The organism is Streptomyces sp. NBC_00086, assembly GCF_026343255.1.
GTDB lineage: Bacteria > Actinomycetota > Actinomycetes > Streptomycetales > Streptomycetaceae > Streptomyces.
This window is the reverse complement of sequence record NZ_JAPELZ010000001.1, coordinates 5973730-5985455: the sequence shown is the minus strand read 5'-3', so window position 1 is coordinate 5985455 and position 11726 is coordinate 5973730. Positions and strand designations below refer to the sequence as shown.

The window sequence follows — 11726 nt, the reverse complement described above, 5'->3', positions numbered from 1 at the left end:
ATTCCCCGGGGGGATCCCGGAAGTCTTGTGGCGTTTCGGTGTGGGTCGGTCGGTCAAGGGTGGCCGAAGGCCATCGCGAAGCGACGCGACCGCAGGGAGCGCCCTTGAGGGACCGGCCCACACCGAAAGGACACTGGACTGCCGGGACGCCCCCCGGAACCCCACGCAGCCACCGCCCAGCCCGCAGCCCAACCGACCCGCAGCACAAGCCCCCCTCCCCTACTCCCCCGGCCCCTGCCCGGTGGACCCCCGGACCACCAGCTCCGGCTGGAACACGTACTCGGTCCGCTGGACCGGGGTGCCGGCGACCGCCTCCAGGAGGGCGCCCACCGCTGCCGTGGCCATGGCGCGGACCGGTTGGCGGACCGTCGTCAGCGGGGGGTCCGTGAAGGCGATCAGCGGGGAGTCGTCGAAGCCGACGACCGAGATGTCCTCCGGGACGCGCAGCCCCCGCTCGCGGGCCGCTCGTATGACGCCCAGGGCCATCGGGTCGCTGCCGCAGACGATGCCCGTGCAGCCCCGGTCCAGTAGGGCTCCGCCCGCCGCGTGGCCGCCCTCGACCGTGAACAGGGTGCGCTGGATCAGGCCTTCGGCCGCAGCCGACGGGAGGGCGGCGATGAAACCCGCTTCCTTCCGCGCCGACGGCACGTACCGCGTAGGGCCGATGGCCAGGCCGATCCTGCGGTGGCCCAGGTCCTCCAGGTGGCGGACCGCCATCTCCGCCGCCGCGCGGTCGTCCGGGGAGATGAAGGGGGCCTGGACCTGCTCGTTGAAGCCGTTGATCAGCACGAACGGGACCCCCCGCGCCGCCAGCCGCTGGTAGCGCGAAGGGTCCGCCGAGGAGTCCGCGTGCAGCCCGGACAGGAACACGATGCCGGTGACCCCGCGTTCCTCCAGCTGCTCCACCAGTTCGTCCTCGGTGGCTCCCCCAGGGGTCTGCGTGCACAGCACCGGGGTGTAGCCGTGGCCCGCCAGGGTCTGCTCGATGACCTGGGCGAACGCCGGGAAGATCGGGTTGGTGAGCTCCGGGGTCAGCAGGCCCACCAGCCCGTTGCTGCGCCGGCGCAGCCGGACCGGGCGTTCGTAGCCCAGCAGGTCCATGGCGGCCAGCACCTTGTGCCGGGTGCCGGACGCCACGCCCGCCTTGCCGTTGAGCACGCGGCTGACGGTCGCCTCGCTGACCGCGGCCTGCGCGGCGATGTCCGTCAGCCGCAGCGGGGAGGTCATCCCCGCCACCACACCGCCGTGTCGGCCGGCAGCTCCGACGGGTCGGGCAGGGGCCCGCTCGCCAGCAGTACGGTGCCCGGCGCGGGCATCCGTACCGGCTCGGCCGTGGTGTTGACCGTGCAGGTGAAGTCCCCCCGGCGGAAGGCCAGGACGCCGGCCGGAGCCTGGAGCCACTCCACCGCGTCGCCGGCCCCCAGCTCCGGGTGCGAACGGCGCAGGCGCAGCGCGGCGCGGTAGAGCTCCAGGGTGGAGTGGGGGTCGCCGGTCTGCGCGGCCACGCTCAGGCCCGCCCACTCGGCCGGCTGCGGCAGCCAGCTGCCGCCCTCGCCGAAGCCGTACGGGGCCTCGGTGCCCGACCACGGGATCGGTACGCGGCAGCCGTCGCGCAGCCCGTCCTGCCCGGCGCCGCGGGCGAAGGCCGGGTCCTGCCGCACCCCGTCCGGCAGGTCCAGCACCTCCGGCAGGCCGAGCTCCTCGCCCTGGTAGACGTACGCGGAACCGGGCAGGGCCAGCATCAGCAGCGCGGCCGCCCGCGCCCGGGCCAGGCCCTCGGCCCCGCCGCCGTAGCGCGTGACGTGGCGTACGACGTCGTGGTTCGACAGCACCCACGTCGTCGGCGCGCCCACCGGGCGCATCGCGTCCAGGGACTCGTCGATGGTGGCGCGCAGCGCCTTCGCGTCCCATCCGGTGTTCAGGTAGTGGAAGTTGAAGGCCTGGTGCAGTTCGTCGGGCCGCAGGTACATGGCCGTCCGGTCGGCGCTCGGCGTCCAGGCCTCGGCCACGCCGATGCGGTCGCCGGCGTACTCGTCGAGGACCCGGCGCCAGGAGCGGTAGATCTCGTGGACGCCGTCTTGGTCGAAGAAGGGCAGCACCTGGTTGCCGAGCAGCTTGAGCTGTTCGCCGCGGCCGAGGTCGGGCAGGCCGGGAGCCTTGACCAGGCCGTGGGCCACGTCGATGCGGAAGCCGTCGGCGCCGAGGTCGAGCCAGAAGCGCAGGATCGAGCGGAACTCGTCCTGGACGGCGGGGTGTTCCCAGTTGAAGTCGGGCTGCTCGGGGGCGAAGAGGTGCAGGTACCACTCCCCGTCGGCGACTCGGGTCCAGGCGGGCCCGCCGAAGATGGACTCCCAGTCGTTGGGGGGCAGGGCGCCGCCGTCGCCCTGGCCCGCGCGGAAGTGGAAGCGTTCGCGCAGCGGGGACCCCGGGCCCTCGCGCAGCGCCTGCTTGAACCATTCGTGCTGGTCGGAGCAGTGGTTGGGGACCAGGTCCACGATGATCCGCAGGTCCAGCGCGTGGGCTTCGCGGATGACGGCGTCGGCGTCGTGGAGGCTGCCGAACATCGGGTCGATGGCCCGGTAGTCGGCGACGTCGTAGCCCGCGTCGGCCTGCGGGGAGGCGTAGAAGGGGCTGAGCCACACGGCGTCGACGCCGAGTTCCTTGAGGTAGGGCAGTCGGCTGCGGATGCCTTCGAGGTCCCCCATGCCGTCTCCGTTGGAGTCGGCGAAGCTGCGCGGATAGACCTGGTAGATCACCGCTTCTCTCCACCAGCCGGGCTGGGTGCCGGTGGAGGTGGGGAAGGCGTCGGCGAGGTGCTGGGTCATGTCGTCCTTGGGAGATCGGGCCGGGGGTGAGAGGGGGCAGGCACCGGGTGGTCGGCCCGTGCGCGCGGGGCTGGTCAGCCCTTGGTCGCGCCTGCCGTCATCCCGGCGACGAGGTGACGCTGGGCGAAGAGGAAGAAGAAGGCCGCGGGGATGGCGATGAGGATGGAAGCCGCGCTCATCGCGCCCCAGTTGGAGGTGTACTGGGTGACGAAGGTCTGCAGGCCGCCGGCCAGCGTGAGGTTCTCTTCGCCGACCATGAAGGCGGAGGCGTACGCGACCTCGCCCCAGGCGGTGATGAAGGCGTAGAAGCCGGTGACGGCGAGGCCGGGCTTGGCGAGCGGCAGGATCAGGCGCCAGAAGGTGCCGAAGGGGTTGAGCCCGTCGACACGGCCGGATTCGTCGATCTCGACCGGGATGGTGTCGAAGAAGCCCTTCATCATCCAGGCGCAGAACGGCACGGCGATGGTGAGGTAGGTGATCACCAGGCCGAGCGGCTGGTTCAGCAGCCCGAGGTCGCCCATGAGGTTGTAGAGCGGGACGATGAGGATGGCCATCGGGAACATCTGCGTGATGAGCAGGGTCCACATCAGCGGCTTCATTCCGGGGAACTTGAAGCGGCTGACGGCGTATCCGGTGGTGGCGGCGATGAACACCCCGAGGACGGTGGTGATGCCGGCGACCAGGACGGAGTTGCCGAACCAGGACAGGAAGGAAGTCGACTCCAGCAGGTAGCTGTAGTTGTCGAGGGTGGGTTCCTTGACGAAGTCCGTGGAGATGGCGTGCTTCGCGGGCTTGAGCGAGGTCAGCAGGACCCACAGCACCGGGAAGACGGCGATCACGGCGGCGACGGCCAGGGTGGCGTGCAGCCCGGCGGAGGCGAGCGGGGAACGCTTGCCGCGCGGGCGGACGGAGGCCGCCTTCACGGCACTCGCGGCACTCGCGGACTTCTCGGAACTCGCGGGACTCGCGGAGTTGGTCGTCACGGTCACCACACCTCTCCCTGCTTGCGCAGCGAGCGCCGGTAAACCAGCGCGAACATCGTGAGCAGCAGGAGGATCAGTACGCCCCAGGTCGCCGAGACCGCGAAGTCGCGCGGGCTCGACACGAACGCCTCGCGGAAGGCCTGGGTCACCAGGATCTCGGTGGAGTCACCCGGGCCGCCCCGGGTGAGCAGGAAGATCACCGGGAACATGTTGAAGGTCCAGATGGTGGAGAGCAGGATCACGGTCATGCTGACCGTGCGCAGTCCCGGCAGGGTGATGTGGCGGAACCGCTGCCAGGGGGTCGCCCCGTCCATCTCGGCCGCCTCGTAGAGCTCGCCGGGGATGGACTGCATGCCGCCGAGCAGGGCGACCATCATGAAGGGGACGCCGAGCCAGACGTTGACGGAGATGACCGCGATCTTGGCCCAGGTCGGGTCGTCGAGCCACGGGACGGCGGAGATGCCGCCGCCTTCGAGGATCTTGTTGAGGATGCCGTTGTCGCGGTTGAAGAGGAACCGCCACGCGAAGACGGAGACGAATCCGGGTACGGCCCAGGGCAGGATGAGTGCCATCCGGTAGGCGGAGCGTCCCCTGAACTCGCGGTTGAGCACCGTGGCGAGGCCCAGGCCGAGCGCGAAGGTGATCGAGACGCAGGCGACGGTCCACAGGACCGTCCACACCAGCCGCTGCAGGAACACCGGGTCGGCGAGGACGTCGGCGTAGTTGTCGAGTCCGATGAACTCGTACGTCGCCTCGATGTGGTTCGCGCCGATGGTGCGGCTGACGTTGCGTTCGGTGGCGTCGGTCAGCGACAGGTAGACGCCGCGGACCAGGGGCCAGCCGATGATCACGCCGAGCACGAGCACCACGGGGGTGATCATGGCCCAGGCGTACCAGTGCGTGGCGAGGGCCCGCTTCAACCCGGGACGGTTCCTGTTGTCAGTCCTGCGGCTCCGGCCGCGGGCGGCGGGACCGGTGTCAGGACCGGTCTCGCCGCCCGCGGCCTTCGCCACAGACTGGCTGGTGTGAGCAGCCATGGTTTCGTTACTTCCAGCCCTTGAGGATCTTGCGGAATTCGACGCCGGCCGCCTTGGCCGCGTCCTCCGGGCTCGACGCCCCGGTGATCGCCTTGGTGTATTCGACCTGGAGCGGCGCGAAGAGGGATCCGTTCTCCGGGATCCAGGCGCGCTCGACGGCCTTGTCCACGGCCGGCTTGAAGAACTGCACCATCTCGCTGGCCTTGACCTCGGGCTGCTCGTAGGCGGCCGTCCGGGTCGGGAGCAGGCTCAGCTCCTTGGCGGACTGGACCTGCACCTCCTGCGAGGTCATGTAGTCGACGAAGGCGTTCGCGGCGGCGATGTTCTTGGAGCCCGCGTAGACGGCGAGGTCGTGGCCGCCCTGCGGGGCGCCCGCCTTGACCGAGCCGGCCGGGACCGGGGCGATGCCGAGGTTGGCCTTGTCCTTGAACTGGTCGCCCGCGTAGCTGTCGGCCACGGCCCAGGGACCGTTGATCATCATCGCGGCCTCGCCCGACTTGAAGGCGGTCTGCATGTTGGCCCAGCCGTCGGTGGCGTTGGTGATCGCCGCGCCCGAGGTGACCAGGTCGCGGGCGGTCTTGAAGGCCTTGACGCCCGCCGCGTTGTCGACGGTGACCGTCTTGGTCTTCGCGTCGACGAGGTCGCCGCCCTCTCCGTAGATGAGGGGGAGGAACCAGTAGGAGTCGTCGCCGCGCAGGTAGAGGCCGGCCTTGCCGGTCTTGGCCTTGATGGCCGCGGCGGCGGTCTTCACCTCTTCCAGCGTCTTCGGGGGCTCGACGCCGGCGTCGGCGAGCATCTTCTTGTTGTAGAAGAGGCCCATGGTGTCGATGACCTGCGGGACGGCGTAGGTCTTGCCCTCGAACTTGCCGCTGGCCGCGGCCTGGGGCAGGAAGTCGGCGTCGACCTTCTTGGCCGTGTCCGCCGGGACCTCGGCGAGGTAGCCGAGGGAGGCGAAGTCGGCGACCCAGCCCACGTCGGCGCGGATCACGTCGGGGGCCTCGGAGCCGCTGCTGAAGGCGTTCTTGACCTTGTTCTGCGCGTCGCCGTACGGAACGTTGACGTACTTGACGGTCACCTTGGGGTGCTTGGCGGTGAACGCCTCGGCGATCTTCTGGAAGGACGCCTTCTCGGCGTCGTTCGAGGTGTCCCACCACGTGACCGTGCCGGAGAGCTCCCCGTCGGCCTTGGCGCCGCTGTTGCCGCCGTCCTTGGTGTCACCGCCGCAAGCCGTCGCCGCGAGCGCCAGAGCCGCGACCAGCGCGGTGGCCGCTATGCCACGCCGCATATGAACTCCTTCGATGATCCCGGCCGCGCCTCGCGGTTCCGAGTTGCCGAGAACGTAACAAGCCTGAAAGCCGACCGAAAGACCTTGCGGGAACTTTCTGCAAGAAGGGGTGATCGTTACATCTGCGTGTCCGGACGGTTGCCGCAGCTTGCTGTTAGTTCGAACCCTCTTCGACTGTCCGGGCCCGCAACCAGGGGGTGTGTACACGCGTTGACCCGATATGACCCACGAGTTGACCGCCTCCCGGCTTGCAAGCGCTTCCAGCAACGCCACCGCGAGCGGCGGCTGGTGGCGCGATGCCGTCATCTATCAGGTATACGTCCGCTCCTTCGCCGACAGCGACGGCGACGGGATCGGGGACCTGCGCGGGGTCCGCGAGCACCTGCCCCATCTGGCCCGGCTCGGGGTCGACGCGGTGTGGCTGACCCCCTTCTACGTCTCCCCGCAGGCCGACGGCGGCTACGACGTCGCCGACTACCGGGCCGTCGACCCGCTCTTCGGTGACCTCGCCGACGCCGACGACCTCATCCGCGCCGCACACGCACTGGGGCTGCGGGTCATCGTGGACGTGGTCCCGAACCACACCTCCGAGCAGCACGTCTGGTTCCGGGCGGCGCTGGCCGGGGAGCCGGGAGCCCGGGCCCGCTACCACTTCCACCCGGGCCGGGGGCCCGCCGGGGAGCTCCCGCCCAACGACTGGGAGTCGGTCTTCGGCGGCCCCGCCTGGACCCGGACCCCGGACGGCGCCTGGTACCTGCACCTCTTCGCCCCCGAGCAGCCCGACCTGAACTGGGAGAACCCGGAGGTCGCCGAGGAATTCTCCGCCGTCCTGCGGTTCTGGCTCGACCTCGGCGTCGACGGGTTCCGGGTGGACGTGGCGCACGGCATGGTCAAGGCCCCGGGCCTGCCGGACATCGGCCGCGGCGCGCAGGCCACCCTCATCGGCATCGAGCCGCTCCCCTTCTTCGACCAGGACGGCGTCCACGCGATCCACCGCTCCTGGCGGCGGCTGCTCGATTCCTACGAGGTCCCGCGCATCGGGGTCGCCGAGGCCTGGGCGCCCACCTCCGAGCGGCTCGCGCTCTACGTCCGCCCCGACGAACTGCACCAGGCCTTCAACTTCCGCTTCCTGAACTGCCCCTGGGACACCACCGCACTGCGGACCGTCATCGACGAGTCCCTCGCCGCCACCGCCTCGGTCGGCGCCCCGACGACCTGGGTGCTGTCCAACCACGACGTCGTACGGCACCGCACCCGCTACGGCAGCCTGGCCCGGGCGCGGGCGGCCGCGCTGCTGATGCTGGCCCTGCCCGGATCGGCGTACGTCTACCAGGGAGAGGAGCTCGGCCTCCCCGAGGTGACCGACCTCCCGGACTCCGCCCGCCGGGACCCGGCCTTCACCCGCAGCGCCGGGCAGGACGGGCTGCGCGACGGCTGCCGGGTGCCGATCCCGTGGTCCGGCGAGGAGCCCCCGTACGACTTCGGGCCGGCCGGGAGCTGGCTCCCGCAGCCGGCCGGCTGGGGCGGGCTCAGCGTCGCCGCGCAGACCGGCGACCCCCACTCCACCCTGGAGCTCTACCGCGCAGCCCTGGAACTGCGCCGCGCGATGCCGGGCCTCGGGGCACCGGAGGCGGGGCTCCCGGACGCGGAAGGGGGCGGGGCGCAGGAAGGGGCCGCGGAGCCGGGGATGCAGTGGCTGCCCGCGCCCGAGGGGGCGCTGCTCTTCACCCGCCCCGGCTTCGCGTGCACGCTCAACACACGCCCGGTCCCGCTCGAAATGCCCTCGCCCGGACGCCCCGTCCTGTCCAGTGCCCCGGTGGAGACGGACGGCCGCACCGTCCGGCTTCCCCCGGATTCGTGCACGTGGTGGTCATTGTGAACGTCCGACCGGTACAGTCCAATCCCGTGACCGCACGGCTAGCCGACATCGCAGCCCAGGCGGGGGTCAGCGAAGCCACAGTCAGCCGCGTGCTCAACGGCAAGCCCGGTGTGGCCGCAGGCACCCGTGAATCCGTGCTGGCCGCCCTCGACGTGCTCGGCTACGAACGCCCCGTACGACTGCGCCAGCGCAGCGCGGGACTCGTCGGCCTGATAACCCCCGAGCTCGACAACCCCATCTTCCCGGCGCTCGCCCAGGTCATCGGCCAGGCGCTGACCCGGCAGGGCTACACCCCGGTGCTGGCCACGCAGACGCCCGGCGGGTCCACGGAGGACGAGCTCGTGGAGATGCTCGTCGAACGCGGGGTCTCCGGGATCATCTTCGTCTCCGGGCTGCACGCGGACACCACGGCCGACATGGGCCGCTACGACCAACTCCGCGGACAGGGCGTCCCGTACGTCCTCATCAACGGCTTCTCCGACAAGGTGCAGGCCCCCTTCGTCTCCCCCGACGACCGGGCCGCGATGCAGCTCGCGGTGACCCACCTGACCGCGCTCGGGCACACCCGGATCGGGCTGGCGGTCGGGCCCAAGCGGTTCGTGCCGGTGCTCCGCAAGATCGAGGGCTTCCGCCTCGGCATGAAGGAGCGGCTCGGGCTCGGCGAGGAAGAGGTCGAGGAGCTGATCCAGCACTCCCTCTACACGCTGGAGGGCGGCCAGGCCGCCGCGGCCGCGCTGATCTCGCGCGGCTGCACCGCGGTGGTGTGCGCGAGCGACATGATGGCGCTCGGGGCGATCCGGGCGGCGCGCCAGCAGGGGCTCAAGGTCCCGCAGGACGTGTCGGTGGTCGGCTTCGACGACTCCCCGCTCATAGCGTTCACGGATCCGCCGCTGACCACCATCCGCCAGCCCGTGCAGGCCATGGGCCAGGCCGCGGTACGGACCCTGCTGGAGGAGATCGGCGGTACGCCGGCCCCGCACAGCGAGTTCGTGTTCCTGCCCGAGCTGGTCGTCCGCGGTTCGACCGCTTCGGGCCCCCAGCAGGGCCGCGGGACCGCACGCCCCTGAGGGCGCCCCTGCCGTTTCCCCTAGGGACACAAGGCCTCCCCTCGTCCCCGAGGCGGAGGGGCTGCGGCCAAGACCGTCCCAAGGGATGATCGGAGGCGAGTCCGCGTCTGGCAGACTCTTTTCCTATGGGTGAAGCGAGCGTGAAGACACTGGATACCCGGACGGACGTCTCGTCACCCCCCGTGACCGAGAGCCATGACCGCCCGGCGTCGTCCGAGCGTGCACTGCTCTCCAGGATGCGCGTCCCCCGGCGACCCCGGATCTGGTTCGAGGTCCTGCTGATCGCGGTCAGCTACTGGACCTACTCGCTGATCCGCAACGCCGTGCCCGAGCAGAAGGCGGCCGCGCTCGCGAACGCCGACTGGATCTGGAAGGCGGAGCAGGCGCTCGGCATCGCCGTCGAGGAGAGGGTCAACCACGCCGTCAATGCGGTGACCTGGCTCGTGGTGGGCATGAACTACTACTACGCCACCCTCCACTTCGTCGTGACCATCGGCGTGCTGGTCTGGATCTACCGCTTTCATCCCGGGCGTTACGCGGCGACGCGGCTCGTCCTCTTCGCCACCACGGGCGTGGCCCTGGTCGGCTACTACTTCTACCCGCTCGCGCCGCCCCGGCTGATGAACGGGCAGAACTTCGTCGACACCGTGCTGGTCCACCACACCTGGGGCTCCATGGCCTCGGGGAACCTCAAGCACATGTCGAACCAGTACGCCGCCATGCCCTCCATGCACATAGGGTGGTCGCTCTGGTGCGGGCTGACGATCTTCGCGGTCGCCTCCGCCCCCTGGGCCCGGATCCTGGGCCTGCTCTACCCGACGGCGACGCTGGTCGTGATCGTGGCCACCGCCAACCACTTCTGGCTCGACGCCGTCGGCGGCATGCTCTGCCTGGCCTTCGGCTACACCGTCTCCCGCGCCTGGTACGGCTCCCTCCCGCACCGGCTGCCGCGCCGGCCCGAGGAGACCGGCCGCCACCCGGTGGCGGCGGCCGTCCTGAACCATCCGGCGCTGGGCCGCTTCCGGCGCTGAGCCCCGGCCCCCTCACCCCTCCCGGTGGGTGATCCGGCCTCCCGACATGGTGAGCCGGACCGGCGCCCCGGCCAGCTCGTCCGCCGGAGCCTCCACCGGGTCCAGGCCGAAGGCGGTCAGGTCCGCCCGGAAGCCGGCCGCGATCCGGCCCGCCACCGCTCCCTCCCCCGCCGCCAGCGCGGCGTGCGAGGTCATGCCCTCCAGGGCCATCAGCCCGGTCAGGGCCGCCCCGGTCCAGGCCCCCGTACCGGCCGAGGCCGCGCCGTGCGGGCTGCGGGCGTCCGCCAGTACCTGGCGGGCGTCGTAGTGCGCGACGGGCCAGTCCGAGCCGAGGGCGAGCACCGCGCCGGCCTCGCGCAGGTCCCGGCAGCGCCAGGCGTGGCCGGCCCGCTCCTCCCCCAGCCGCGTGGACCACTCGTCGCTGTGGTCGGCCCGGGTGCACGAGGTGTGCGGCGGCTGCATGGAGGCGATCACGCCGAGTTCCGCGAACCGCTTCAGCTGGCCGTCCGGGACCGTCTCGATGTGCTCGATCCGGTGCCGCATGCGCCCCCGCCCGCCCAGCGAGGCCACGGTGTCCAGGACGTGGCGGACGGCGGCGTCGCCGATGGCGTGGGTCGCGGTGCGCACCCCGGCCGCGTCGAGGACCCGTACCGCCTCGCTGTACGCCTGCGGGTCGGGCCAGAAGGCTTCGGTGCCCTGGCCGTGGCAGTCGGCGTGCTCCAGCCAGGCGGTGCCGCCCTCGACGGTGCCGTCCATGAAGAACTTCACCCCGCCGATCTTCCAGTGGCGGCCGGCGAGCCGCTGGAGCCCGATCAGCTCGTCCAGGTCGTCCGCGCCGACGCCCGGCATGCACCAGGGCGACAGGTTCAGGCGCAGCGCCAGGTCGCCCTCGTACTCCGCCGTCGCGAGCAGGGCCGGTACGTCTCCGTCGCCGAGGTCCATCACGTGGGCGGCGGTCAGGCCGGTGGTGGCCATGTCGGCGAGCAGCCGGGTGAGGCGCTCGCGGCGCTCGGCGGACGTGAGCTTCGGCACGAGGGCGCCGACCAGGTCCATCGCGGCGTGCTCGACGAGGTGGCCGGTGGGGCGCCCGTCGGTGTCGCAGACGATCTCGGAGCGCTGGGCGAAGGAGCGCGGGCCCGTGATGCCGGCGGCGGCCAGGGCCGCACCGGAGACGAGGGCGGAGTGGGCGTCGTAGAGGCGCAGGAAGGCGGGGGCGCCGGCGAGGGCCTCCTCGATCAGGGCCTTGTCGACGGGGCGGCCGCCGAAGGCGTTGTGGTCGAGGCCGAAGCCGGTGACCCAGCCGCCGGGGCCCCGCTCGGCGGTGCGCAGGGCGGCGCGGAGCTGCTCCAGGTCGGTGACGGCGGAGAGGTCCGTACCGCCGGCCATCTCGATGCCCCAGACGGGGTGGCTGTGGGCGTCGGTGAGGCCGGGGGTGAGGGTGGCTCCGCCGAGGTCGACGGTTTCGGTGCCGGGGCCGCGCCAGTCGCGGACGTCGGCCTCGTCGCCGACGGCGACGATCTCGCCGCCGAGGACGGCCACCGCCTGGGCCTCGGGGCGGGCGGGGTCGAGGGTGCGGACGCGGGCTCCGGTGAGGATGGTGTCGGCAGCGGGCACGGTTC

Annotated in this window: 9 protein-coding genes; 3 read left to right on the top strand and 6 right to left on the bottom strand. The window is 71.6% G+C overall.

Annotation, left to right across the window (positions count from 1 at the left end; genetic code table 11):
• Positions 1–219: 219 nt before the first annotated feature.
• From OG276_RS27145 to OG276_RS27125, 5 genes are all read right to left on the bottom strand, one after another.
• A complete protein-coding gene (locus OG276_RS27145; protein ID WP_266909318.1) occupies positions 220–1227 on the bottom strand; it encodes a LacI family DNA-binding transcriptional regulator in 1008 nt (335 codons plus the stop codon).
• On the bottom strand, positions 1224–2825 hold the full coding sequence (locus OG276_RS27140; protein WP_266909317.1) for a glycoside hydrolase family 13 protein: 1602 nt from the start codon (positions 2823–2825) through the stop codon (positions 1224–1226). The genes OG276_RS27145 and OG276_RS27140 overlap by 4 nt, the downstream gene beginning before the upstream one ends.
• Before the next feature lie 74 nt (positions 2826–2899).
• The gene (locus OG276_RS27135; protein WP_266913135.1) at positions 2900–3748 is read right to left on the bottom strand and encodes a sugar ABC transporter permease; all 849 of its coding nucleotides are present in this window, start codon (positions 3746–3748) and stop codon (positions 2900–2902) included.
• A 62-nt stretch (positions 3749–3810) separates the two neighbouring features.
• Positions 3811–4845: a carbohydrate ABC transporter permease gene (locus tag OG276_RS27130; protein WP_266909316.1), complete on the bottom strand. Its 1035-nt coding sequence runs from the start codon at positions 4843–4845 to the stop codon at positions 3811–3813.
• A gap of 7 nt (positions 4846–4852) precedes the next feature.
• Positions 4853–6130 (bottom strand): extracellular solute-binding protein, encoded by a 1278-nt coding sequence (locus OG276_RS27125; RefSeq protein ID WP_266909315.1) that lies wholly within the window; start codon positions 6128–6130, stop codon positions 4853–4855.
• A gap of 220 nt (positions 6131–6350) precedes the next feature.
• Between OG276_RS27125 and OG276_RS27120 the strand changes: the two genes are divergently transcribed.
• From OG276_RS27120 to OG276_RS27110, 3 genes are all read left to right on the top strand, one after another.
• On the top strand, positions 6351–8009 hold the full coding sequence (locus tag OG276_RS27120) for a glycoside hydrolase family 13 protein (RefSeq protein WP_266909314.1): 1659 nt from the start codon (positions 6351–6353) through the stop codon (positions 8007–8009).
• Positions 8010–8035: 26 nt separating this feature from the next.
• A complete protein-coding gene (locus OG276_RS27115; RefSeq protein ID WP_266909313.1) occupies positions 8036–9076 on the top strand; it encodes a LacI family DNA-binding transcriptional regulator in 1041 nt (346 codons plus the stop codon).
• 125 nt (positions 9077–9201) lie between these two features.
• Positions 9202–10107 carry a phosphatase PAP2 family protein gene (locus OG276_RS27110; protein WP_266909312.1) on the top strand — a complete coding sequence of 302 codons (906 nt, stop codon included), beginning with the start codon at positions 9202–9204 and terminating at the stop codon, positions 10105–10107.
• A gap of 12 nt (positions 10108–10119) precedes the next feature.
• Here OG276_RS27110 and OG276_RS27105 read toward each other — a convergent pair whose 3' ends face one another.
• Positions 10120–11721, bottom strand: a complete 1602-nt coding sequence (locus OG276_RS27105; protein ID WP_266909311.1) for an amidohydrolase — start codon at positions 11719–11721, stop codon at positions 10120–10122.
• Positions 11722–11726 lie beyond the last annotated feature (5 nt).

Coding starts and splice junctions, on each gene's coding strand:
- OG276_RS27145 (WP_266909318.1), bottom strand. CDS start 1,227: ATGACCTCCCCGCTGCGGCTGACGGACATCGCCGCGCAGGCCGCGGTC.
- OG276_RS27140 (WP_266909317.1), bottom strand. CDS start 2,825: ATGACCCAGCACCTCGCCGACGCCTTCCCCACCTCCACCGGCACCCAG.
- OG276_RS27130 (WP_266909316.1), bottom strand. CDS start 4,845: ATGGCTGCTCACACCAGCCAGTCTGTGGCGAAGGCCGCGGGCGGCGAG.
- OG276_RS27125 (WP_266909315.1), bottom strand. CDS start 6,130: ATGCGGCGTGGCATAGCGGCCACCGCGCTGGTCGCGGCTCTGGCGCTC.
- OG276_RS27120 (WP_266909314.1), top strand. CDS start 6,351: ATGACCCACGAGTTGACCGCCTCCCGGCTTGCAAGCGCTTCCAGCAAC.
- OG276_RS27110 (WP_266909312.1), top strand. CDS start 9,202: ATGGGTGAAGCGAGCGTGAAGACACTGGATACCCGGACGGACGTCTCG.